Consider the following 23,546-nt stretch of genomic DNA (forward strand, 5'->3'; position numbering starts at 1 on the left):
AAAGTGAAGTCGATGTCCCACTCCCGGTTCCGGCGAGGCGCCGTGCGCGCACTCGCGGCGACCGCAGCACTGTTCACGTTGGCCTCGGGAGTGGCGGGATGTGCCGGCTCGTCGGACACCGCCACCACCGAGGACGGGAAGACGGTCCTGCGGTACCAGGGGTGGGCCGGAGACGTGGGATTCCACGAACTCGCCGAGGACCTGGGGTACTACGACAAGGTGAAACTCGAATGGGTCGGCGACACCACCAGCGGCCCGCAGGACATCCAGTCCGCGGCCACCGGTGACGTCGAATTCGGTTCGGCGTTCAACGGAGCCGTCGTCAAACTCAACGCCGCGGGGGCGCCGATCACGTCGGTGCTGAGTTCCTACGGCGCGGATGCCGGCGAGTTCACGGGCTACTTCGTGCTGGACGGCAGCCCCATTCGCTCGGCGCGGGACCTGATCGGCAAGAAGGTCGGGATGAACACGCTCGGCGCGCACCACGAGTTCCTCGTCCGGGAGTGGCTGGCCCAGCAGGGCCTGACCCCGGACGAGATCCAGCAGGTGGAGCTGATCGTCGTTCCGCCGGTGAACAACGAACAGGCGCTGCGCGAAGGCCAGATCGACGTGGCCGCGATCAACGGCATCTACCGTGAAACAGCCCAGGAGCGTGGAGGAATCCGGCCGCTGTTCACGGACCGGGACCTGTTCGGCGCATTCAGCTACGGCACGTACGTGGTGCGGGACGACTTCCTGGCGAAGAACGAGGACGCCGTCGCGGACTTCGTGCAGGGCACTGCCCGGGCCATCCGCTGGACCCAGGTGACCCCGCGCGAGGAGGTGGTCGCACGGCTGAAGAACATCATCGACAAGCGTGGCCGCAACGAGAGCGACGAGGCCATCGACTACTGGCGCAGCTCCGGAATTCCCATCGCCGGGGCCGTGATCCAGGAGAAGGAGCTGCAGACCTGGATCGACTGGCTCGTCCGGAACGGTGAGCTCGACGAGGGCAAGCTGACCGCGACCGACCTGTACACCAACGAATTCAACCCGTACGCCAACGGCACGTTCCCCGCCGAGAGCGGGCCCGACGGAGAAGTACTGGAAGGACAGAAATGAGCACCACCGCCTCGAATCCCGACCGGGTTCAGACGCCCAAGCTCCGCCTCGAGCACGTCACCAAGCAATTCGACGTGCGTGGGTCGAAGGACAAGTTCACCGCGATCGAAGACATCGACATCGATCTCGCGGACGGCGAATTCCTCGTCCTCGTCGGGCCGAGCGGTTGCGGAAAGTCCACGCTGCTCGACCTGCTCGGCGGGCTCAGCACCCCCACCTCGGGCCGGATCCTACTCGACGGGCAGCCCGTGACCGGGCCGGGTCTCGACCGCGGCATCGTCTTCCAGCAGTACGCGCTCCTGCCGTGGCGGACGGCACGGCACAACATCGAGTTCGGACTCGAGGCAAAGGGACTGCCCAAGAAGGAACGGCGCGAACTCGCCGAGCACTACCTCGAACTCGTCGGCCTGAAGGGGTTCGGCGACCGCTACCCGCACGAGTTGTCGGGTGGCATGAAGCAGCGCGTCGCGATCGCCCGCAGCCTGGCGTTCGACCCCGAGGTGCTGCTGATGGACGAGCCGTTCGCCGCGCTCGACGCGCAGACCCGCGAGTCGCTGCAGGACGAACTGCTCCGCATCTGGAAGGCGACCGGCAAGACCATCCTGTTCATCACCCACGGCATCGACGAGGCCATCTACCTCGGGCAGCGGGTCGCCGTCCTGACGTCACGCCCCGGCCGGGTGAAGACGTTCGTGGACATCGACATCGACCGCAGCGGCGAGGACGTCCGGTCCAACGAGCAGTTCCGGCACTACCGACACCGCATCTGGACGCTGCTGCACGGCGAAGTGGAGCGTGCACAGGTAATCGAGAAGGAGGAAGCACATGTCTAGCGCACTCGCGACACCGGAAGTTCCCGTCGCCGCCGATCCGACCCGGACCGCGGCTCCGACGCCCGCTTCCACCCCGCCCGAGCCGGGTGCCGTCCAGCGGGCCGGCGCGGCGCTGCGTCCGCTCGCGTGGCGGATCCTGAAGCCGTCCATCGCGATCGTCGCGTTCCTGGCGCTGTGGGAGATCGCTCCCCGCGTCGGTCTCGTCGACGAGGTGTTCCTGCCCCCGTTCAGCACGGTGATCGAGGCGTTCTTCGACCTGCTCCAGAGCGGTGAGCTGTGGCAGCACGTGTCCGCCAGCCTCTCCCGCGCGCTGATCGGCTTCTTCGTGGCCGTCGTGATCGCGATCCCGCTGGGCATCGCCATCGCCTGGTACCGGCCCGTGTCGGACTTCCTGAACCCGATCCTGGAGCTGTTCCGCAACACGGCGGCGCTGGCGCTGCTCCCCGTGTTCATCCTGATCCTCGGCATCGGCGAGGAGTCCAAGATCGCCCTGGTGATCTACGCGTGCACCTTCCCGATCCTGCTGAACACGATCTCCGGTGTCCGCACCGTCGACCCGCTGCTGATCAAGTCGGCGTCCTCGCTGGGACTCTCGCCGGTGCGCCTGTTCCAGAAGGTGGTCCTGCCCGCTGCCGTTCCCACCATCTTCACCGGCATCCGCATGGCCGCCGCGTCGTCGATCCTCGTGCTGATCGCCGCCGAGATGGTCGGGGCCAAGGCGGGGCTCGGCTACCTGATCACGGCCTCCCAGTTCAACTTCCAGATCCCCAACATGTACGCGGGCATCGTCGCCATCTCGGTTCTCGGCCTGACGATCAACGCCGTTCTCGTACTGATCGAACGCAGGCTGTCCCGCTGGCGGGTCTAGTCCTTACCGGAAAAGAAAAACTACATGTCACAGGATTCCCAGTTCCACCTCAACGCGTTTCTCATGGGCGTGGGACATCACGAGGCGGCGTGGCGCCACCCCCGCACCGAGGCGCACCGCGTTCTGGACGTCGCGCACTTCCAGGAACTCGGCCGGATCGCGGAGCGCGGCAAGCTCGATTCGGTGTTCTTCGCCGACGGTCTCGCCGTCGGACCGCGGATCAAGCACAACACGCAGGCGATCTTCGAACCCGTCACGCTGCTCTCGGCGATCGCCGTCGCCACCGAACACGTCGGGCTGATCGCCACGGCGTCCACGAGCTACTCCGACCCGTACACCCTGGCCCGCAAGTTCACGTCGCTCGACCACATCAGCAGCGGCCGGGCCGGGTGGAACATCGTGACGTCGGCCGGCGCTGACGAGGCCGCCAACTTCGGTGTCGACGGCATCCCCGCGCACAGCGGACGATACGAGCGCGCAGAGGAATTCGTCGACGTCACGCTGGCCCTGTGGGACAGCTGGGAGGACGGCGCGGTGGTGCTGGACCCCGAGACCGGCGTGTTCGCCGACCCCGACAAGGTCCACACCGTCGACCACGACGGACCGCGGTTCCGGATCAAGGGCCCGCTCAACTCGCCGAGATCCGCCCAGGGGCGGCCGCTGCTGGTGCAGGCCGGATCGTCCGAGAGCGGCAAGGAGTTCGCGGCGCGGTACGCCGAGGCGGTGTTCACCGCGCAGCGCACCCTCGAGCAGGGGCAGGAGTTCTACCGCGATCTCAAGGCGCGGGTCGTGAAGCACGGCCGCACTGCCGGCGACCTGAAGGTGCTGCCCGGCATCGTGCCGTTCATCGCCGACACCGAAGAGGAGGCGAAGGCGCTCGAGCAGTCGTTCACCGATCTGATCTCGCCCGAGTACTCGCTGCGGCAACTGTCGACGATGCTCGGGGTCGATCTCACGAAGCATTCCCTCGACGCGCCGCTGCCGCCGCTTCCGCCGCTCGACGAGATCCAGGGCAACAAGAGCCGGTACCAGCTGGTGAAGGATCTCGCGGCGGACGGATCGCTCACCGTCCGGCAGCTGATCGGGCTGCTCGGCGGCGGACGCGGGCACCGCACGTTCGCCGGCACCCCGGAACAGGTGGCGGACGAACTGCAGACGTGGTTCGAACAGGGCGCGGCCGACGGGTTCAACATCATGCCGCCGTACCTGCCCGGCGGACTCGACGACTTCGTCGACCGGGTCGTCCCGATCCTGCAGCAGCGGGGACTGTTCCGCACCGAGTACACGGCGACCACCCTGCGTGGTCACTACGGACTCGCGGACGTCGACAACCGGTTCGCGGGCGCGGTCGACGAAGCGAGCGCATGAGCGGCGGTCTGAAGCCTCTCGTCACCACCGTCTTCGTCCCCGCCGCGATCTTCGGCATCGGACAGGGCGCCGCAGCCCCGGTCATGGCACTGACGGCCCGCGAACTGGGTGCGTCGGTGGCCGTGTCCGGGCTGATCGTCGCGGTCGTCGGGCTCGGCGCCGTCCTCGGCGACCTGCCCGCGGGCCGGATCGTTGCGAGGTTCGGGGAGCGGCGGTCCATCATCGGCGGCAGTGCCGTCGGCGCCACCGGTGTGCTGGTCTGTCTCCTCGCGCAGTCACCCTGGATGCTCGGTGTCGGCGCACTGCTGACCGGACTCGCGAACGCCGTGTGGGGGCTGGCCCGCCAGAGTTATCTGGCCGATGCCGTGCCGATCGGGCTGCGGGCCCGGGCGATGTCGTCGTTCGCGGCGATGTGGCGGCTCGGCTTCTTCGTGGGCCCGCTGCTCGGTGCCGCCGTGATCCTGGCGGTCGGCGCGCGCGGCGGGTTCATGGTGCAGTTCGTCGGCGTCGTGCTGTCCGGGTGGCTGATGTCGCGGGTCCCCGACCCGCCGCGCCGCGGCCCGGCCGCCGTGGGCGGACACGCGACGCTGCCGTCGATCCTGCGTCGGCACCGGAAACTGCTGGCCACACTGGGCGCCGGATCGCTCCTGATGGGCGCGGCCCGCGCCTCCCGGGAGGCGGTGCTCCCACTGTGGGCCGCCCACCTCGGACTCGACGCCGCCCAGGTCAGCCTCGTCTTCGGTGTCGGTGCCGCCGTCGACCTGCTGTGCTCGTATCCGGCCGGACATTTCATGGACCGGTACGGCCGCAGGTTCATCGCGGTACCGTCGCTGCTGGTGATCGGCGCGTCCTACCTGGCGTTGCCGTTCTCGCACGACCTGTGGTCCATCGGGGCCGTCGCCGTCGTGATGGGAATCGGCAACGGCCTCGGCAACGGCGTCATCATGACGCTCGGCGCCGACATCGCCCCACCGGCCACGCGCGCCGAATTCCTCGCAGCGTGGCGGCTCACCCACGACACCGGCATGTTCGCCGGACCGTTCGGGGTCGGCGCGCTCGCCGCGGTGGTCCCGCTCGGCGCCGCCGTCGCCGCGATCGGGGGAGCGGCACTGCTCGGCGCCGGACTCCTGTTCCGGTTCATCCCGATCTATTCCCCCTGGCCACCGCCGCCCGCGGCGGAGCCGGATTCCTCACCGCTCGAAAAACAGGAAGCATAGGTACATTCGTTTCATGCGCTTCGGATTGTTCGTTCCTCAAGGTTGGCGTCTGGATCTCGTCGGAATCGATCCCGCGGATCAATGGTCGGTGATGCGCGACTTCGCGTTGCGCGCCGACCAGGGTTCGTCCTGGGATTCGCTGTGGGTCTACGACCACTTCCACACCGTCCCGGCACCGACCGAGGAGGCCACGCACGAGGCGTGGACCCTCATGTCCGCGTTCGCGGCCGTCACGTCGCGGGTGCGTCTCGGCCAGATGTGTACGGCGATGAGCTACCGCAACCCCGCCTACCTCGCCAAGGTCGCCGCCACCGCCGACCTCATCTCCGGCGGACGCATCGAGATGGGCATCGGCGGCGGCTGGTACGAGCACGAATGGCAGGCATACGGTTACGGATTCCCTTCCGCCGGTACGCGTCTCGGCCGCCTCGACGAGGGCGTGCAGATCATGCGCCAGGCCTGGACCAACGGAACCGCGACCCTCGAAGGCAAGCACTACCAGGTCGACGGCGCCATCGTCCGCCCACTTCCGCTGCAGGACGGCGGCATTCCGCTGTGGATCGCGGGCGGCGGCGAGAAGGTGACGCTGAAGATCGCGGCAAAGTACGCGCAGTACACCAACTTCGACGGCACACCCGACGGATTCGCGCAGAAGTCCGAGATCCTGCGGAAGCACTGCGACACCGTCGGCACCGACTTCGACGCCATCACCCGCTCGGCCAACTACAACGTCGCCATCGGCACCACCGAGGCGGAGGTCGAGCAGCGGTTGCTCACCCTGAAGGACCGGCTCACCCCCCACGTCGGCGCCGATGCCGCCGAGGGCGCGCTCGGAGCGTTCCGGGGCATGCCCGGCGTGGGAACGCCGGAACAGATCGTCGAGAAACTGTCGGCGCTGAAGGAACTCGGCATGTCCTACGGCATCTTCTACTTCCCCGAAGCCGCCTACGACACCTCGGGCATCGAACTGTTCGAGAAGGAGGTCCTGCCGGCGCTGCAATGACGGCCGGCCCTCCGGCCGGACGTGCTGGCGGCCGGTTCCCCGGGCATAGAGTGGCGGGCATGTTCGTCGTCACCCTCGCCGCCGACACACTGTGGCTGAGCCCGCCGGTCGTCTCCGACATCGACGCGATCTGCGCCGCGTGCGGCGAGGCGTCGATCGCCGAATGGACGACGATGCCCGACCCGTACTCGCGCTCGGACGCCGAGCAATTCGTGCGGCAGACGGTGCCGACCGGCTGGGCCGACCGCAGTCCCACCTGGGCGCTGCGGGAACGCGAGAACGGCCCGGTGCTGGGGATGATCGGCCTGATGGCGCGGGACATGACGGCAGCGGAGATCGGGTACTGGCTGGCACCGTCCGCCCGCTCGCGGGGACTGATGACGACCGCCGTGAACCTGGTGTGCGATTTCGCGTTTCGGCCGGACGGGATGGGCCTCGAACGCATCGAATGGCGCGCGTTCGTCGGCAACCGGGATTCGGCGGCAGTCGCTCGCCGGGTGGGCTTCCGGTTCGAGGGCGTCCAGCGCGCCGGGCTGGTGCAGCGCGGCGTCCGGCGCGATTCGTGGGCTGCCGCCCTGCTGGCCGGCGACCCGCGGGAACCGGCGGGGGACTGGCCCGGCTAGCGGCTCGTCAGCGCAGACCCTCCGGAAGGTCGTGCTCGGCCACCGCGACCCGCTGGTCGGGGCTGGTGCGGATCTGCTCCGACTCGGCGATCCGGCTCTGCAGGAACTCCCACTCGACCTGATCGATCGCGTCCTCCGCGCGGGACCGCACGGCCGCGTCGCGGGTGCCCCACGCGATCGGCATCGGGCTGACCATCTCCCAGGTGTCGGACGTGCTGTGGGTGCTGCGGTCGTTCAGCAGTGCGACGGACGGCACCCGGTCACCCACCCGCTGCTTCTGGCCGGTGCGGATCGGAACGTTGCGGGTGACGAGCGCGTACGACGGGCGGCCCGCGGACGGCTTCGCGACGTCGATCAGCGACAGCAGGGTCAGCGCGCGGGGATGGACCTCCGAGACGACGGCAGGCACCAGCGGACTCTTCGCGTACAGGTCCTCGATGCTGCCGACCTTCTTCGGCACCCAGAACGCCACCCACACGGACGTCAGCGCGGCGATCGCCACGACGGCACCGAGGATGATCGACCAGGGATGGGCGAGCAGAATCAGACCGACAGCCGCGGCCGCGAACAGCAACGCCACCACGATCGCAGACACCTGCAGGCGTCGCATGTCGGCGAACGTCTGGTTGACGGACTTCGCGTAGGGCCGGTCGACGGTGAACTCGAAATGTCGCACGGCCCCAGCTTAGAGCGCCCGCTCCGGCGGCAGGCGGCTACCCGATGGCCGGGCCCAGCAGGTCGTCGGCGTCGGTGATCCGGTACGCGTAACCCTGCTCGGCGAGGAACCGCTGCCGGTGCGCGGCGTACTCGGCGTCGAGCGTGTCCCGCGCCACCACCGAGTAGAAGTGGGCCTGGCCGCCGTCGTGCTTCGGCCGCAGCAGGCGGCCCAGCCGCTGAGCCTCCTCCTGACGGGACCCGAACGTACCCGAAACCTGCACGGCGACAGACGCTTCCGGCAGGTCGATCGAGAAGTTCGCGACCTTGCTGACAACCAGCGTCTGGATTTCACCCGCCCGGAAACGGTCGAACAGCTCCTCCCGCTCCTTGTTCTTGGTCGACCCCTTGATGACCGGGGCGTTCAACGCCTCACCCAGTTCGTCGAGCTGGTCGAGGTACGCGCCGATGATCAACGTCGGTGCGTCGGTGTGCCGTTCCAGGATCGACTTCACCACCGCGATCTTGGTGTGCGCGGTGGAGCACAGCTTGTACCGCTCGTCGGGTTCGGCGACGGCGTACGCCATGCGTTCGGCGTCCGTCAGCGTCACCCGCACCTCGACGCAGTCGGCCGGAGCGATCCACCCCTGCGCCTCGATGTCCTTCCACGGCGCGTCGTACCGCTTCGGTCCGATCAGCGAGAACACGTCGCCCTCGCGGCCGTCCTCGCGCACCAGGGTGGCGGTGAGGCCGAGGCGCCGGCGGGACTGCAGGTCGGCGGTCATGCGGAACACCGGGGCGGGCAGCAGGTGCACCTCGTCGTAGATCACGAGACCCCAGTCGCGGGAATCGAACAGTTCCAGATGCTTGTACTCGCCCTTCGTGCGCCGGGTGATCACCTGGTATGTGGCGATCGTGACCGGGCGGATCTCCTTGCGCTCGCCGGAGTACTCGCCGATCTCCTCCTCGGTGAGCGACGTGCGCGCGATCAGCTCACGCTTCCACTGCCGTCCCGCGACCGTGTTCGTCACCAGGATCAGCGTGGTGGCCTTCGCCTTGGCCATCGCCGCCGCACCGACCATCGTCTTGCCTGCACCACAGGGCAGGACGACGACGCCGGACCCGCCGGCCCAGAACGAATCGGCAGCCATCTCCTGATAGTCGCGCAGGTGCCACTGGCCGTCCGCGGACCCGGGGGAGGTGCCGTCGAAGTCCAGATCGATGGCGTGCGCCTCGCCGTCGACGTACCCGGCGAGGTCCTCCGCCGGCCAGCCGACCTTGAGCAGCATCTGCTTGAGGCGGCCGCGCTCGCTCGGGTGGACTACCACCGTGTCGTCGTCGACGCGGGCACCGAGCATCGGGGCGATCTTCTTGTGCCGGGTCACCTCGGTGAGGACCGCGCGGTCCAGGCTGACCAGCGTCAAACCGTGGGCGGGATTCTTCACCAGCTGCAGGCGCCCGTACCGGGCCATCGTGTCGACGATGTCGACCAGCAGCGGCTGCGGCACCGCGTACCGGGAGTAGTTGACGAGGGCATCGACCACCTGCTCGGCGTCGTGTCCTGCGGCGCGCGCGTTCCACAGCGCCAGCGGGGTGATGCGGTACGTGTGGACGTGTTCGGGCGCGCGCTCGAGTTCCGCGAACGGCGCGATCGCCTGGCGGGCGTCGTTCGCGCGTTCGTGATCGACCTCCAACAGCAGGGTCTTGTCGGATTGGACGATCAACGGTCCGTCGGTCACGGAAGCCTCCTCGAAAATTGCGGTGCCGGATGTAGCCAGCCTGTCCATTGTCCTGATCCGGGCGGCGGTGCGCCACGTCGCGGCCCCCGGCAGGGCCGATACCTGCACATCCGGGGCGGTCGGGGCCTAAATTGAGGGGCAGCCGGATGGATCGACCCAGAGACGAGGCTCGCGATGACCCAGCCCCCCGACGACCCGAACCGCCCCGATCCGAGCGTCCCCGGCGAACCGCCGAACAACCCGCAGCAACCGTACCCACAGGGTGGGCCGCAGCAGCCGTACCAGCAGGGTCAGTACCCGCAGCAGCCGTACCAGCAGGGGCAGTACGCCCAGCAACCCGGTCAGTATCCGCCGGGCGGATACGGGCAGCAGCCCGGCCAGTACCCGCCCGGTCAGTACCCCCCGCAGCCGAAGAAGTCGCGGAAAGGGTTGTTCATCACTCTCGGCGTCCTCGCCGTCGTGATCCTCGCCGCCGTCGCCGCGTTCGGCGTGTACGCGGTGAAGAGCGCCGACGAGAACGCCCTCGACGTCGGCGACTGCCTGTTTTTCGAGTCCGCGTCGACCACCGCGGCCGACACCTCGCACGAGAAACGGGACTGCTCCGACAGCGAGGCCACGTACGAGGTGGCGCAGAAGAACGACGGCGACGTCCAGTGCGGGGAGGACTACTTCTCCTACACCCTGGTGGGCGAGGACAAGGACGTGCAGACCACGCTGTGCCTCGTCCCGAACATGATCGAGGACTCCTGCTACCTGCTGGAGGACGACGGCCGGATCGTGCCGTCCGACTGCTCCGACATGCAGACCGTCAAGGTCGTCAGACGCGCGGACGGCCAGGACGACGAAACCCTGTGCAACGAGTTCGACAGCGCCTTCCCCATCGCCTTCTCCGAACCCCAGCGCACGTACTGCATCGAGGTCAATCTGGGTGGCTAGCGCCCCGTGAGTACTTGTTGACCGCGGGACGTCGACAAGTACTCACAGGGAGTTAAATTCACGGGAATCGAGTCCGTTGAACTGCACGTTCCCCTTCGCTAGCGTTCGAGGTCAGGCCACATCACTGCGCGCGGCGAAGGGGGAACGATGGCGCGAACGCAGCCCGTCACCCGGCGCGGCGCCGGACGTTCCGGCGCCAGCGCGGGCACGGTGCTGCGCACGGTCCTCGACAACGGGCCGATCGCACGCAGCACCATCGCCCGCGTCACCGGGCTCTCACCCGCGACGGTGACCACGGCCAGTGCGCAGCTCGTCGAGCACGGCCTGCTGCGGGAACTGCCGGAGATCGCCGGTCCCACCGGACTGGGACGGCCACACGTGCCGGTGGACGTCGACGACACCCGGTACGTCGTGTACGGCATCCATCTGGCCATCACGCACGTGACCACGGCGCTGCTCGACCTGCGCGGGCAGGTGCTGGCACGGTCCCGCGATCCGCACTACGGGCTGGGACCGGCCGAGATCCTGCGGAACGCCGTGACGACGCTGGAGGCGCTGGCCGTCCAGCACGGTGAGCCTTCGATTCCGATCGGTGTCGGTTTCGCGGCGGGCGGCTGGATCGACTCCGAATCGGGTGTGGTGCGCGAGCATCCGATCCCGGGATGGAACGGGTACCCGGTCCGCGCGGACCTCGAGCACCGCACGGGTCTCGACGTCCGGATGGATTCGCACGCGCGCGCTCTCATCGACGCGGAGGTGTTGTTCGGGGAGCCGAGGGCGCGCGAGAGCGTGGTGCAACTCTTCGTCGGGAACGTGGTGGACGCCGCGTTCGCGACCGGCGGCGTGGTCCACCACGGCCCCCGCGCGGCGGCGGGGGCGGTGGCGCACGTGCCCGTCGAGAACAGTGTCGAGGAGTGTGCGTGCGGGCGCACCGGATGTGTGCAGGCCACCCTGTCGGATCGGGTGCTGGTGCGCAGGGCGATGGAGCTGGGCATCATCGAGCGGCCGATCTTCCGCGACCTCCTCGACGCGGGCCGTAGCCGGCACCCGGAGGCGCTGGCACTGTTCACGGAACGCGCGCACGGTGTCGGGGTGGTGGCGGCGCGCCTGCTGGATCTGTTCAATCCGGAGGTCCTCATCGTCTGCGACCAGAGCGTGAGCGGGATTCCCGGATGTCTGGACACGGTCCGGCGCGCGGTCGCGGAGTCGTCGGCGACGTGTGACGATCCGTCGTGGTCCGTGTTGTCCACCAGTTTTCCGGGGCGGGCACTGCCGGTGTCGGCCGGTTCCGTGATCCTCGCGGAGCTCTACCGGGCGCCGCTCACCAGCTTCGTGCGGCCGCTGGCCGGAATTTCGTGACGTGTATCACAGCATCGGAGTTAATTCGGTGGGAAGCAATGTTGACGGGGATTACGCTGGATCGCAAGGATATTGGTGTGAACACCTCTACGGCGGACAGCGTGCGTACCACCTCGTGTCGCTCCGGGTCCTGTTGTCGCCGCACGCGACCGGGTCGCGTCTGACGTCTCCGGCCTGACGTCTGCCGAAACATCGTTCCGTTCTTCCTTTCTCGCTCCTGCGTGGCACCCGACGTTCTGCGTCCGGGGTGCCCGACCGGAGACCACATCCTTCGAAGGATCAATCATGTCCAGTTCACTCGTGTCTTCCTCCGGGTACCGGCGCCTCACGCGCGCCGCCTTCGCCGGCGTCGTGGCGCTCGGGCTCGCGTCCTGCTCCTCCGGTTCCTCCGGCGGGCTCGCGCTCGATGATGCTGTGCCCGATCAGGTTCCGGAGGGAACCTCGCTCAGTGTGTCGATCAAGACCACCCGGTTGCAGCTCGAGGCGACCGACCAGATCGCCGATCTCCCGTTCACCGTGTCGGACTGGCCGGACGTCAGTGCCGGACCCGACGTGATCCAGGCCTTCCGCGGCAACGCGGTCGACCTGGCCACCAACGCCGCGATCCCGCCGATCCAGGCGCACGCCACGGGGCTCGACGCGAAGATCGTCGCGGTCCGGGAGAAGGAACAGCCGCAGTACGTGCTGGCCACCGCCCCCGGCACGGACATCGCGGCACTGCCGGACCTGCGGGGCAAGAAGATCGCGTTCTCGCCCGGCCAGGCGCAGGGTGTGGTGATCCTGCGAACGCTGAAGGCGCAGGGCCTGACCACGAAAGACGTCCAGCTCGTCGAATTGCCCAGCCCGCAGTTCCTCACCGCGCTGCAGTCGAAGCAGGTGGACGTCGCGCCGCTGTCGGAGCCGACGGTGACGAAGTACCTGAACCAGTACGGTCCGGACGGAGCGAAGGCGTTGCAGACCGACGCCGTGGACGCGCTCACCGTGCTCTGGGCACCGGTGGAGGTCCTGCAGGATCCGGCCAAGGCTGCGGCGATCAAGGCGTTCATTCCGTTCTGGGCGCGCGGGGAGATCTGGGCGTGGGAGAACCAGGACGCGTGGATCCAGAAGTACTACGTGGAGAGCGAACAGGTGTCGGCCGAGGACGGCAAGCGCATCGTCGCGTCGGTCGGGCAGCGGCCGTCGTACCCGGTCAACTGGGACGCGGCCGTCGAGTGGACGCAGGACACCGTCCAATTGCTCTCCGACGCCGGCTACTTCAGTGAGTTCGACGCCAACGAGCTGTTCGACCGCCGATTCGAGAACATCGCCGCCGACGCCGTGCCGGCCGAGTACCGAGGCGGTGTGCAGCGATGACCAGTATTCTCTCCGCGCCCGCAGCCGTACCGGCGCGCACGACCGCCGCCGGTGCAAGCGGGTCCGGCGCCGCCGAGCGGCCGATCCGGCGACTGGGCCTGCGCAAAGGTTTCCCGTTCTCCCGGCTGGCCGGGGTGCTGCTCCTCCTCGCGGTGTGGGCGGTGGGCAGTCTGGCGGGCCTCATCGACCCGCGGAAGCTGTCCGCGCCGTGGACGGTGGTGACCACGGCCGTCGAGCTGATCTCCACCGGCATCCTGCAGGAGCACATCGCCGCGTCGTTGAGCCGCGCCGCCGTCGGGTTCGCGTTCGGCGTGGTGATCGGGACGGCGCTGGCCGTCGCCGCCGGACTGACGCGTTCCGGTGACGCCCTGATCGACGGGCCGATCCAGCTCAAACGGGCCATTCCGACGCTCGGCCTGATCCCGCTGCTGATCCTCTGGCTCGGCATCGGCGAGACGTTCAAGATCGTGATCATCGCGCTCGGCGTCGTCGTCCACATGTACATCCAGACACACAACTCGCTGACGTCGATCGACAACCGGTACGTCGAACTCGCCGAGGTCCTCGGGCTGTCGCGCGCCACGTTCATCCGCAAGGTGGTGCTGCCGGGTGCGATGCCGGGATTCTTTCTCGGACTGCGTCTCTCTGTGACCGGTGCCTGGCTCACCCTCATCGTCGTCGAGGGGATCAACGCGGTGACCGGTCTGGGGAAGATGATGTACAACGCGCAGAACTACGGACAGTCCGACGTGATTCTCGTGGGGCTCGCCGTCTACGGCATCTTCGGTCTGCTGTCCGACGCCGTCCTCCGCTACATCGAAAGGCGTTCGCTGTCATGGCGCAAGACACTCGCAGGATAGAACCCGCCGTGCAGGTGCGATCCCTCGTCCGTGGATTCGGGGACAAGACCGTGCTCGACCACCTGGACCTCGACATCCCCGAAGGCCAGTTCGTGGCGCTGCTCGGCAAGAGCGGGTCCGGCAAGAGCACGCTGCTGCGCGCGCTCGCGGGCCTCGACTACGACGTCGAGGGCCGCGGCGGAACGCTCACCGTGCCCGCGGAAGTGTCGGTGGCGTTTCAGGACTCACGGCTGCTGCCGTGGCTGCGGGTGCTCGACAACGTGACGCTCGGGCTGGGCCGCGCCGGCACGAGCAGGGGTGCCTCCGCTCTCGCGGAGGTGGGGCTGGCCGGCCGTGAGAAGGCATGGCCCAGTGAATTGTCCGGCGGTGAACAGCAGCGGGTGGCGCTGGCGCGGGCGCTGGTCCGCGAGCCCCAGTTGTTCCTCGCCGACGAGCCGTTCGGCGCCCTCGACGCGCTGACCCGGATCAAGATGCACGCGCTGCTGCAGGAATTGATCCGCCGCCACCGCCCCACCGTCCTGCTCGTCACCCACGACGTCGACGAGGCGATCGCGCTCGCCGACCGGGTGCTCGTCCTCGACCGCGGGCAGATCGTCGTCGACGAGATCGTCGACATTCCGAGGCCGAGAGCGCTCGGCGACAGCAGGTTCCACGAGTTTCGCAATACGCTGCTCGGCGCCCTCGGCGTCGAGGTAGCGGCACAGTGAGGAGTTACACCATGAGTTCGTCACCCCAGCGCCGGCTGCATCTCAACGCATTCCTGATGGCGATCGGACACCACGAGGCAGCCTGGCGCCTGCCCGAGAGCGACCCGAACGCCAACCTCGACATCAAGCACTACATCTCGCTGGCGCAGACCGCCGAACGCGGAAAGTTCGACTCGGTGTTCCTCGCCGACAGCCCGGTGCTGTTCAGCAACCCGGAACGCAGGCCGAGCGGCAAGCTGGAGCCGACCATCATCCTCACCGCGATCTCCGCGGCCACCGAGAAGATCGGCCTGATCGCGACCGCGTCGACCAGTTACAACGAGCCGTACAACCTGGCGCGGCGGTTCGCGTCCCTCGACTTCGTCAGCAGCGGCCGCGCCGGCTGGAACATCGTCACCACCGCCGGCGCCGACGCGGCGCAGAACTTCGGGCTCGACGACACCCCCGCCCACCGCAGTCGCTACGAGCGGGCCGCGGAATTCGTCGAGGTGTCCACCAAGTTGTGGGACAGCTGGGAGGACGACGCCATCGTCGCGGACAAGGACGTCGCGATCCACGCCGACTCCGCCAAGGTCCACGTCATCGAACACGAGGGCCGGTTCTTAAAGGTGCGGGGACCGCTCAACGTGCCGCGGTCGCCGCAGGGATACCCGTTGCTCGTGCAGGCGGGATCGTCAGAGGACGGAAAGGATTTCGCCGCCCGCTACTCGGAGGCCATCTTCACCGCCCAGCCCACCCTGGACGAGGGGAAGGCGTTCTACGCGGACGTCAAGGACCGCGTCGCGGCAGTGGGAAGGGACCCGGAACAGGTGCTGATCCTGCCCGGCATCGTGCCGGTCATCGCGGACACCGAGGAGGAGGCCCGCGAACTCGAGGCCGAACTGGAGCGGCTGATCTCGCCGGAATACGCCCGGAAGCAGTTGGCGCAGCGGTTCAATCTCGAACCCGAGCAACTCCCGCTCGACGAGGAACTGCCCGACGACCTGCCGTCCGAGGACGAGATCGAGGGCGCGAAGAGCCGGTACACGCTGATCGTGGACCTCGCCCGCCGGGAGAAGCTCACCGTCCGGCAGCTGATCGGGCGGCTCGGTGGCGGTCGCGGTCACCGCACGTTCGCGGGCACTCCGGTCCAGGTGGCCGACACGATCGAGCACTGGTTCCGCAACGGCGCCGCCGACGGGTTCAACATCATGCCCGCCGTCCTGCCGTCCGGGCTGGAGAAGTTCGTCGACTCCGTGGTCCCGATCCTGCAGGAACGCGGACTGTTCCGCACCGACTACACCGAGACCACGCTGCGGGGGCACTACGGTCTGCCGCGGCCCGCGAATCAGTTTGCGGTCGAGAAGGATTCCACGCTGGTGTCTGCGCAGTGACGACGGAAGCTCCGGAGAACACCGGCTGGCTGCGGTATCTGTTCGGTTACTGTCTGCGCCAGCGCCGCAATCTCGTTCTCGCGTACGGCGCAGCGGCGGTGGCGGCCGCGGCCACCGCCACCATCCCGCTGGCCGTCCGGCACGTGATCGACAACGCCGCGGTCGACACGAATCATGCGCTGGCGCCGTGGATCGCGGTGCTCGTCGCCCTCGCGGCCATCCGCTTCGCCGCCGCCTACACGCGGCGGTACCGCTCCGGGCAGCTGTCCCTCGGCGTGCAGTACGACCTGCGGGGCGACGCCTTCCGATCCCTGCTGCGGCTGGACGGCGTCAAACAGGACGGTCTGCAGACGGGACAGGTGGTGAGCCGGTCGATCTCGGACATCACGCTGATCCAGATGCTGCTGCAGTTGCTGCCGCACATGGCGGGGAACCTGCTGATGTTCGTGATCTCACTGGCCGTGATGGCCGTGCTGTCGCCGATCCTCACCCTCGTCGCCCTCGCCGTGCTGCCCGCGCTGTGGTTCATCTCCCTGCGCAGCCGCGTCGACCTGTTCCCCGCCAACTGGCACGCGCAGGAACAGGCGGCCGTCGTGGCGGGCGGAGTGGAAGCCGCCGTCACCGGGGTGCGCGTCGTCAAGGGATTCGGCCAGGAGCACCGCGAACTCGAAGACCTCGAGAAGCGGGCAGGCGAGCTGTTCCGGTCCCGGCTGCGCGTCGCACGGCTCACCAGCCGGTACAACCCGGCACTGCAGGCGGTCCCGATGCTCGGGCAGGCCCTCGTGCTGGCCCTCGGCGGGTGGCTGGCGCTGCACGGCACACTGTCGCTGGGCACGTTCGTCGCCTTCACCACGTACCTGGCGGCGTTCGCCTCGCCCGTCCGTCAACTCGCCACCCTGCTGACCGTGAGCCAGCAGGGGCGCGCGAGCGTCGAACGTGTCCGTGAGGTGATCGACAACGCGCCGGCCGTGACCACCGCACCCGACGCCATGGTCCTGCCGGACGGGCCTCTCGCGGTGGAATTCGACGACGTGGCTTTCGGCTACGACCCGTCGAACCGGCTGCTCGACGGGCTGTCGCTGCGAATCGCCCCCGGCGAGACCGTGGCAGTGGTCGGTGCCGCCGGATCGGGCAAATCGACTCTGGCCATGCTCGTTCCGCGGCTCTACGACGCCGATGCGGGTGCGGTCACCGTCGGGGGGATCGACACCCGCAGGCTGTCGCTCGAATCGCTGCGCTCCGCGCTCGGCGTCGTCTTCGAAGACAGCTACCTGATGTCCGAGACCATTCGCGCGAACGTCTCGTACGGCAGGCCGGACGTCGACGAGGCAACGGTGCGTGACGCACTGCGCGTGGTGCAGGCGGAGGAATTCGTCGACGCGCTGCCGGACGGCCTCGACACCGTTGTGGGGGAGCAGGGGGTGACGTTGTCGGGTGGTCAGCGGCAGCGCATCGCCCTCGCCCGGGCACTGGTACCCGATCCGCGGATCCTGGTGCTCGACGATGCGACCTCGGCGGTCGACGCCCGGGTCGAGGCCGCCGTCCATCACGAACTGCGCGTCGCCACCCGCGAGCGGACCACCCTGATCATCGCGCACCGCCGGTCGACGCTCGCCCTGGCCGACCGCATCGCGGTGCTGGCGGACGGCCGCATCGTCGACGTGGGGACGAGCGCCGAACTCGACGAACGGTGCCCGCTGTTCCGCGCGCTGCTGTCGAGTGCGGACGACGTCGCCGCCCCCGACCCGTCGCCGCCGCTGCCGGACGTCGACGGCGTCACCGCCGAACTGTGGCGCCGGGAGGACGGCGACGAGGCGTCCGGGGTGTTCGACGCCAGGGCCGCAGCGGCTTTCGCGACCGCGGCGGCCGGTGCCAGCGGACCGTCGCGCGGAGGCGCGGCAGGGGGAATCCTGTCGTCGGCACCACCCGGACCCGACGTGATGGACCGGCTCGACGACCTGCCACCGCTCACCGGAGACCCGGACGTCGCCGCCGACGAGGCCCGGGCCGCCGACCCGGCGTTCGGGCTCGGCTCACTGCTGCGGCCCCTCGTGCTGCCACTGGTCGCGGGACTGGTGCTGGTCGGATTGGACGCCGTCGCGCAGATCGCGGTGCCCGTCCTCGTACGCACCGGGGTGGATCGCGGAGTGCTGCAGGGCGCCCGCGACCTGCTGCTGCTCGCGGCGGCCGCGACCGTGATCGTGGTGCTGCTCGACTGGGCCGTCAACGTCGCCCAGACCCGGGTGACCGGACGTACCGGTGAGCGGCTCCTGTACACGTTGCGGGTCAAGACGTTCGCGCAACTGCAGCGGCTCGGTCTGCAGTACTACGAGCGGGAACTGGCCGGCCGGATCATGACCCGCATGACCACCGACGTCGACAGCCTGTCCAACTTCCTGCAGACAGGTCTGGCCACCGCGGTCGTCAGCGGGCTCACCATCTCCGGTGTGTTGGTGGCACTGCTGGTGATCGACGCGGAACTCGCGCTCGTGCTGGTACTCGTCGTGCCCGTCCTCGTCGCCGCCACCGTCGTGTTCCGCCGGAAGTCGGTGCCCGCGTACGCCGAGGCCCGCGACCGCGTCGGAATCGTCAACGCCTACCTGCAGGAGAACGTGACGAACATCCGCGTCACACAGGCATTTCGGCGCGAGGACTACAACGCGGCCCAGTTCGCCCGGCGGGCATGGGACTTCCGGGAGTCGCGGCTCCGGGCCCAGCGGTACATGGCGCTGTACTTCCCGTTCGTCGAATTCCTGTCCGTGGTCGCGACCGGGCTCGTGCTCGCGGCGGGGACCGCGCGGATCCATACCGGAACCCTCACCGTCGGAACACTGATCGCGTTCGTGCTGTACGTCGAACTGTTCTTCGCTCCCGTGCAACAGCTTTCGCAGGTGTTCGACGGCTACCAGCAGGCGGTCATCGGGCTGGAGCGGCTGCGAGGACTGATGCGGACTCCGACCACCACACCGCAGGCCGGCGAACCGATCGTCCTCGACCGCATCCGCGGCGGCATCGTGTTCGACGACGTCCACTTCGCGTACGAGTCCGGCAAGGGTGAGGCGCTGCGAGGGGTGGAGCTTCACATCGAGCCGGGCGAGACGATCGCCCTCGTCGGTCAGACCGGCGCGGGAAAGTCGACGGTGCTCAAGTTGCTCGCCCGCTTCTACGACCCCACCGCGGGGGCGGTGCGCGTCGACGGCATCGACACCCGCGCCCTGGACCTCGCGTCGTTCCGGCAGCGACTCGGCGTCGTCCCGCAGGAACCGCACCTGTTCGGCGCCACCGTCCGCGACGCCGTCGCCTACGGGCGCCCCGACGCGACGGACGTGGAGGTCGAGGCCGCCAGCAGGGCCGTCGGCGCCCACGACATGGTGTCCGGGCTGGCTCTCGGATACCTGCAACCGATCGGGGAACACGGGCGCAACCTGTCGGCCGGACAACGACAGCTGCTGGCACTGGCCCGGGCCGAACTGGTGGACCCCGACATCCTGCTGCTGGACGAGGCCACCGCCTCACTCGACCTGGCCACGGAGGACCGGGTCCGCCGCGCGACCGAGAACCTGTCCCGGCGGCGCACCACCGTCGTCGTGGCGCACCGGTTGAGCACCGCGGCGCGAGCCGACCGGGTGGTGGTCCTCGACGGCGGCAGGGTCGCGGAAGTCGGAACGCACGACGAGTTGCTGGACCGGGGCGGCGTCTACCGGGAACTCTGGGAGGCCTATGCGGCTTCGCCACCCGTGAGTACTTCTTAACCGCGGGCGGTTAACAAGTACTCACGGGCCGGAGGCTTATGCGCCGATCGACGCCTTCATCATCGGGAGCATGGCCCACAGCTGGTCCTGCCAGTAGCCCCAGCTGTGGGTCCCTGTCGCCGGGAAGTCGTAGTGCGCACCGATGCCGAGGGTGTCGAGCCGCACCTGGAACGCCCGGTTCTGGGCGAGCGCGATGGCCTCCAGACCCATGCCGGTGCCGACGTTGAAGACGTCGATCGCGGACTGCGGCTGATCGTGCGGTCCGGGGAGGCCTGCCCCCGCCGAGATCCACATCGGCAGCCCGCGCATGAGGGGAGCGGCGACGAACGGGTCGTTCCGCAGCCATGCGGGATCCCACGGCGGGCCCCACATGCAGTCGGCGTTGTAGCCACCGGAGTCGAGCATCGCGATGCGGATCGCCTCACGCATGCCCGGCGCCGACAGGTTCAGATACCCCGACATCGACCCGGCGAACGTGAACTGGTCGCGATGGTAGGCAGCGAGGATCAACGCCGCGTTGCCACCCATCGACAGTCCGGCGATGGCGTTGCTGGTGCGGCTGATGCCGTAATTGTTCGCCAGGAAGTCGGGCAGATTCTGGGTGAGAAACGACTCCCACTTGTACGTGTACGGCTGGTTGTTGGTGTTGCTGGGCGCGTACCAGTCCGTGTAGAAACTGGACTGCCCGCCGACCGGCTCGACCACGGTGATCCCGTGATCGGACAGCCACGCGGCGTTGGTCTCGTGTTCCCAGCCGCTGACGTCGTTGGTCGCGCGGAGGCCGTCGAGGAGGTAGAGGGCCTTGTTGCTGCCGTTGTTCGCGAGCCACATGCGGATCTTGATCTGCCCGACACCGCCGGGTGCGTCGACCCAGTGTTCGCGCAGCCGGCTGTACGGGTCCGCGGACGCCGTCCCGCCGCCGACGAGGACGAACGCGAGAGGCAGGATCACCACCGCAATCATCAGCCGGACGACGCCTCGTAACCAACCGTGTAACGGCTTCGTTGCTGTGACACCCATGGTTCTGCCTCCTGGTAAGTCGTCCCCGGCCAGGTACATACCAGCAACACGGTATTGCGCGGCCCGGAATTCCTCGGCGTTTGCGCAGAATCGTTATCCGACCTGTGAGTACTTGTTAACGTCCCGCGGTTCACAAGTACTCACGGGTCAGTCGACCCTGGCGACCGACGTGATGCGGTGCAGGGTGAATCGGCGGACCGCGCCGCTCGCCGGGTCGAAGGCGTCGAGTTGGCCGCCGCCGACGCTGACGGGATCGACGATGCGATGCGTCGCCACACCCTGCGCGTCGACGTAACCGATCGTCACGCTGGAGCGTTCGCGCGCCGCGGCGTTGAGGAGGGCGATGGTCGCGGCGCTGCTGGCCCGCGACCCGTCGGACCGGATGCTGCCGGAACCCTTGGCCGACGCCGCCAGGTCACCGGCGCGCAACGTCCGGACGACCGCGTCGAGTTGGGCATCGGTCGCGACGGCCGGGGTGCGGCTCGCGGGGGCCTTGCGCCGGGTCAGGACGCGGGCGCCGCGCGGGCGCAGGTCGACGAGGGCGCCGGACGAGTCCTCGCCCGCCGGCGCGAACCCGGCGGCCCGCAGTTCGCCCAGCACTTCCCGCAGCGGTGCCTGCGACACCGCCACCGTCGGCGCCAGCGCGCGCAAAGCCAGGGCGGCGGCCACCGGCGACGCCAGGACCTCCGCGAGCAGCGTCGGATCCTCGCAGCGGACGAACGACGCCGCGACACCGGCCCGGAGCCGGCCGTGCCGCCGCGCGACGTCGTCGATCAGATACGACAGCGACTGCGGGACGGGGGTGCGCGACCGCGTCGCGAAGAGGCTGTGCAGTTCCGCCGCCGTCATCCCGACGTCGAGGGCGCGTCGCACGCTGTCCTCGCTGATCCGGTACATCGACGCCGCACCGGCGGACTCGATGTCCGCGACGAGCGTGATCTGTTCCAGTAGGTCCGGGGTCAGCGGTCCCGGGGCGACGACGGTGAGGTCGGCCTGGACGAGAACGTGGTCGACGGGTTCGGGCAGCGATGCGTGCATCTCGGCCTCGGCGTCGCCGCCGTGGAGGAGCGCACGTCCGGGCGAACTGAGTGCGCCGCGGGCGACGAGTCCGAGTGTCGCGGCCTCCTCGAGGGTGCGTTCCACCGCGTGGACCCGGAGCCGGGCCCCCCAGCGGGGTCGGCGCCAGGCCAGGAGGCGACTGACCTCGGCGGGGTCGGCCGAGTGCCCGCTGCCGAGTTCGGCCAGCAGCCCGAGGATCGCCTGCCGGTCCCGCGGCGCGGACGGCGCGCGCACCTCCTCGGACAGCGCGGCGACCGGTTTGTCGTTGGCGTCGCGCATGCCGATGAACCACGCCATGCGCGGCAGTTCCAGCCACGCCGCGGCCAGTGCATGCCACCGCCGGGCGACCGGGGAGGTCAGCCAGTTGTCGACCGCGGCGGTCGGGGCCCAGTAGTTCTCCCCGGTGTCGGACGTCGGCGCCGGGTCGGGGGTGCCGCTGGCGATCAGTCCGGCGGCCGACAACAGTTCGACGAGCAGGCTCAGCCGGTTCTCGTCGATGCCGGACGTCTTGGCGATCCGCCGCAGTTCCCGGACCCCGAGACCACCCGCCCGCAGCGCCGGTGCCGGGGCCTCGCCGAGCGCCTTGACGACGTCCTCGCAGTGGCGAACCAGCTCGAGAGCCTCACCGGCGGCGGCGGCGTTGATGTCGGCGGGCTTGTGTTTGCGGCCCGTCACGCCGGGCGCGGCCAGCGAGGTGGGGTCGAAGACGGCCTCCCCGCGCAGGACCTGCCGCACCTGGAACGGCAATTCGACGGTCTCGTCGTCGATCCACCGCAACAGCCCGGCGGCGAGGAGTCGCTGAACGGGACGGTCGGGGGGTGTCCCGGGAGCCGCGTCCCTGGTCCGTCCGATCGAACTCGACTTCGCCAGGGTCTCGAGGATGTCCCGTTCGGCGGTCTGCAGTCCCGCCAGCGCCGACGCGATCCCGGCCTCGTCGAGCGTCTCGACGGGTTCGGCGCTGCGGCCGACGCGCCACGGGATGGTGGCCACGACCGCGGGAACGATCCGCAGCGACGTCTTGTCGCCCCAGACGATCCCGACGGACCGCAGGCCGTCCAGGGTGGCGTCGACGGTCTTCTTCGTCGCCCGCGACCCCACCGCCTCCTGCAGGGTGGCCCGGGGCACGGGCACCTCGTCGGCACGCTCGAGCGCCAGGAGTTCGAGGACACCGAAGTCCAGGGACGTGAGGTTGTCGGCCGCACGGGCGACCGAGGCCCGTTGCTCGGCGCGGCCGGCGAGGACGACGATCGTGGCCGGAGGCGGGACCGCGAGGTCGGGGCGCCTGCGGAGCAGATCCGTCAGTTCGGCGTCGCTGCGCGCGGCCAGCCAGTCCGCGAGCGTCGCGGCGCCGCGCGGGGAGACTGCGGTGCCGTTGGTGCTCGCGGTGGTGTCGTCGGTGTCGGTCATCGACTATCAGATTAGAGACCTGGGCTGTACGTCGCCGAATGCTCCTGTCAAAATGGCACCGTGGCTAACAATTCGAAGAAGCAGTACGTGGATCCAGGGTGGCCCGAAACCGCCGATGGAGATCACGCCGTGACCGAACTGTCGTCGACCCGTGCGGGCGGATTGTCCCCGTTCGGCGAGGACACCGAGTTCCCGTTGCCGGCGGAATCGTTGCCGTACGCGCACCCGCACACGGTGATCAACCGCTGACCACGCGACAGAAGAGGGGCCCTGCACCGGATCGGTGCAGGGCCTGTCACGTATACACAACTGAC

General features: G+C 69.0%; 19 protein-coding genes. 15 read left to right on the top strand and 4 right to left on the bottom strand.

Annotation, left to right across the window (positions count from 1 at the left end; genetic code table 11):
- Positions 1-12: 12 nt before the first annotated feature.
- From ACFTZB_RS15475 to ACFTZB_RS15505, 7 genes are read left to right on the top strand one after another with little or no spacing between them, the layout of a single operon-like run.
- On the top strand, positions 13-1,101 hold the full coding sequence (locus tag ACFTZB_RS15475) for an ABC transporter substrate-binding protein (protein ID WP_378432697.1): 1,089 nt from the start codon (positions 13-15) through the stop codon (positions 1,099-1,101).
- Positions 1,098-1,934 (top strand): ABC transporter ATP-binding protein, encoded by an 837-nt coding sequence (locus tag ACFTZB_RS15480; RefSeq protein WP_005244194.1) that lies wholly within the window; start codon positions 1,098-1,100, stop codon positions 1,932-1,934. The genes ACFTZB_RS15475 and ACFTZB_RS15480 overlap by 4 nt, the downstream gene beginning before the upstream one ends.
- On the top strand, positions 1,927-2,802 hold the full coding sequence (locus ACFTZB_RS15485; protein WP_378432699.1) for an ABC transporter permease: 876 nt from the start codon (positions 1,927-1,929) through the stop codon (positions 2,800-2,802). Before ACFTZB_RS15480 ends, ACFTZB_RS15485 begins: the two co-directional genes overlap by 8 nt.
- A gap of 24 nt (positions 2,803-2,826) precedes the next feature.
- Positions 2,827-4,170, top strand: a complete 1,344-nt coding sequence (locus ACFTZB_RS15490) for an LLM class flavin-dependent oxidoreductase (protein WP_378432700.1) — start codon at positions 2,827-2,829, stop codon at positions 4,168-4,170.
- Complete coding sequence (locus tag ACFTZB_RS15495) at positions 4,167-5,387, top strand: MFS transporter (RefSeq protein ID WP_378432702.1); 1,221 nt, start codon at positions 4,167-4,169, stop codon at positions 5,385-5,387. The genes ACFTZB_RS15490 and ACFTZB_RS15495 overlap by 4 nt, the downstream gene beginning before the upstream one ends.
- Positions 5,388-5,400: 13 nt before the next feature.
- Positions 5,401-6,390, top strand: coding sequence for an LLM class F420-dependent oxidoreductase (locus ACFTZB_RS15500; RefSeq protein WP_378432703.1), 990 nt, complete (start codon positions 5,401-5,403; stop codon positions 6,388-6,390).
- A 59-nt stretch (positions 6,391-6,449) separates the two neighbouring features.
- Positions 6,450-7,013 carry a GNAT family N-acetyltransferase gene (locus ACFTZB_RS15505; RefSeq protein WP_378432704.1) on the top strand — a complete coding sequence of 188 codons (564 nt, stop codon included), beginning with the start codon at positions 6,450-6,452 and terminating at the stop codon, positions 7,011-7,013.
- 7 nt (positions 7,014-7,020) lie between these two features.
- Here the strand turns inward: ACFTZB_RS15505 and ACFTZB_RS15510 are convergent, their stop codons facing one another.
- Both ACFTZB_RS15510 and ACFTZB_RS15515 read right to left on the bottom strand, forming a co-directional pair.
- Complete coding sequence (locus ACFTZB_RS15510) at positions 7,021-7,689, bottom strand: DUF3239 domain-containing protein (RefSeq protein ID WP_378432706.1); 669 nt, start codon at positions 7,687-7,689, stop codon at positions 7,021-7,023.
- Positions 7,690-7,726: 37 nt separating this feature from the next.
- Positions 7,727-9,406: a DNA repair helicase XPB gene (locus tag ACFTZB_RS15515; RefSeq protein ID WP_378432708.1), complete on the bottom strand. Its 1,680-nt coding sequence runs from the start codon at positions 9,404-9,406 to the stop codon at positions 7,727-7,729.
- A 174-nt stretch (positions 9,407-9,580) separates the two neighbouring features.
- Between ACFTZB_RS15515 and ACFTZB_RS15520 the strand changes: the two genes are divergently transcribed.
- From ACFTZB_RS15520 to ACFTZB_RS15550, 7 genes are all read left to right on the top strand, one after another.
- A complete protein-coding gene (locus tag ACFTZB_RS15520; protein WP_378432709.1) occupies positions 9,581-10,342 on the top strand; it encodes a hypothetical protein in 762 nt (253 codons plus the stop codon).
- A gap of 147 nt (positions 10,343-10,489) precedes the next feature.
- The gene (locus ACFTZB_RS15525; protein ID WP_378432711.1) at positions 10,490-11,701 is read left to right on the top strand and encodes an ROK family protein; all 1,212 of its coding nucleotides are present in this window, start codon (positions 10,490-10,492) and stop codon (positions 11,699-11,701) included.
- 285 nt (positions 11,702-11,986) lie between these two features.
- Entirely contained in the window at positions 11,987-13,054 is a 1,068-nt protein-coding gene (locus tag ACFTZB_RS15530; RefSeq protein WP_378432712.1) for a PhnD/SsuA/transferrin family substrate-binding protein, read from the top strand.
- Entirely contained in the window at positions 13,051-13,914 is an 864-nt protein-coding gene (locus ACFTZB_RS15535; RefSeq protein ID WP_378432713.1) for an ABC transporter permease, read from the top strand. Before ACFTZB_RS15530 ends, ACFTZB_RS15535 begins: the two co-directional genes overlap by 4 nt.
- Complete coding sequence (locus tag ACFTZB_RS15540; protein WP_378432714.1) at positions 13,890-14,621, top strand: ABC transporter ATP-binding protein; 732 nt, start codon at positions 13,890-13,892, stop codon at positions 14,619-14,621. Before ACFTZB_RS15535 ends, ACFTZB_RS15540 begins: the two co-directional genes overlap by 25 nt.
- Before the next feature lie 11 nt (positions 14,622-14,632).
- Positions 14,633-15,994 (top strand): LLM class flavin-dependent oxidoreductase, encoded by a 1,362-nt coding sequence (locus ACFTZB_RS15545; protein WP_378432715.1) that lies wholly within the window; start codon positions 14,633-14,635, stop codon positions 15,992-15,994.
- Positions 15,991-19,746, top strand: a complete 3,756-nt coding sequence (locus ACFTZB_RS15550; protein ID WP_378432716.1) for an ABC transporter ATP-binding protein — start codon at positions 15,991-15,993, stop codon at positions 19,744-19,746. Before ACFTZB_RS15545 ends, ACFTZB_RS15550 begins: the two co-directional genes overlap by 4 nt.
- A 36-nt stretch (positions 19,747-19,782) precedes the next feature.
- Here ACFTZB_RS15550 and ACFTZB_RS15555 read toward each other — a convergent pair whose 3' ends face one another.
- The gene (locus ACFTZB_RS15555) at positions 19,783-20,766 is read right to left on the bottom strand and encodes an alpha/beta hydrolase (RefSeq protein WP_378432718.1); all 984 of its coding nucleotides are present in this window, start codon (positions 20,764-20,766) and stop codon (positions 19,783-19,785) included.
- Between the two features lie 147 nt (positions 20,767-20,913).
- Positions 20,914-23,232: a helicase-associated domain-containing protein gene (locus tag ACFTZB_RS15560; RefSeq protein ID WP_378432719.1), complete on the bottom strand. Its 2,319-nt coding sequence runs from the start codon at positions 23,230-23,232 to the stop codon at positions 20,914-20,916.
- Between the two features lie 60 nt (positions 23,233-23,292).
- On the opposite strand from ACFTZB_RS15560, the gene ACFTZB_RS15565 reads away from it, so the two are divergent.
- A complete protein-coding gene (locus ACFTZB_RS15565; RefSeq protein ID WP_015888783.1) occupies positions 23,293-23,481 on the top strand; it encodes a hypothetical protein in 189 nt (62 codons plus the stop codon).
- The last annotated feature ends 65 nt before the right edge of the window (positions 23,482-23,546 follow it).

Source organism: Rhodococcus sp. NPDC057014 (assembly GCF_042673295.1).
In the GTDB taxonomy this organism is placed as follows: Bacteria; Actinomycetota; Actinomycetes; order Mycobacteriales; family Mycobacteriaceae; genus Rhodococcus_F.

Coding starts and splice junctions, on each gene's coding strand:
- ACFTZB_RS15475 (WP_378432697.1), top strand. CDS start 13: ATGTCCCACTCCCGGTTCCGGCGAGGCGCCGTGCGCGCACTCGCGGCG.
- ACFTZB_RS15480 (WP_005244194.1), top strand. CDS start 1,098: ATGAGCACCACCGCCTCGAATCCCGACCGGGTTCAGACGCCCAAGCTC.
- ACFTZB_RS15485 (WP_378432699.1), top strand. CDS start 1,927: ATGTCTAGCGCACTCGCGACACCGGAAGTTCCCGTCGCCGCCGATCCG.
- ACFTZB_RS15490 (WP_378432700.1), top strand. CDS start 2,827: ATGTCACAGGATTCCCAGTTCCACCTCAACGCGTTTCTCATGGGCGTG.
- ACFTZB_RS15495 (WP_378432702.1), top strand. CDS start 4,167: ATGAGCGGCGGTCTGAAGCCTCTCGTCACCACCGTCTTCGTCCCCGCC.
- ACFTZB_RS15500 (WP_378432703.1), top strand. CDS start 5,401: ATGCGCTTCGGATTGTTCGTTCCTCAAGGTTGGCGTCTGGATCTCGTC.
- ACFTZB_RS15505 (WP_378432704.1), top strand. CDS start 6,450: ATGTTCGTCGTCACCCTCGCCGCCGACACACTGTGGCTGAGCCCGCCG.
- ACFTZB_RS15520 (WP_378432709.1), top strand. CDS start 9,581: ATGACCCAGCCCCCCGACGACCCGAACCGCCCCGATCCGAGCGTCCCC.
- ACFTZB_RS15525 (WP_378432711.1), top strand. CDS start 10,490: ATGGCGCGAACGCAGCCCGTCACCCGGCGCGGCGCCGGACGTTCCGGC.
- ACFTZB_RS15530 (WP_378432712.1), top strand. CDS start 11,987: ATGTCCAGTTCACTCGTGTCTTCCTCCGGGTACCGGCGCCTCACGCGC.
- ACFTZB_RS15535 (WP_378432713.1), top strand. CDS start 13,051: ATGACCAGTATTCTCTCCGCGCCCGCAGCCGTACCGGCGCGCACGACC.
- ACFTZB_RS15540 (WP_378432714.1), top strand. CDS start 13,890: ATGGCGCAAGACACTCGCAGGATAGAACCCGCCGTGCAGGTGCGATCC.
- ACFTZB_RS15545 (WP_378432715.1), top strand. CDS start 14,633: ATGAGTTCGTCACCCCAGCGCCGGCTGCATCTCAACGCATTCCTGATG.
- ACFTZB_RS15555 (WP_378432718.1), bottom strand. CDS start 20,766: ATGGGTGTCACAGCAACGAAGCCGTTACACGGTTGGTTACGAGGCGTC.
- ACFTZB_RS15560 (WP_378432719.1), bottom strand. CDS start 23,232: ATGACCGACACCGACGACACCACCGCGAGCACCAACGGCACCGCAGTC.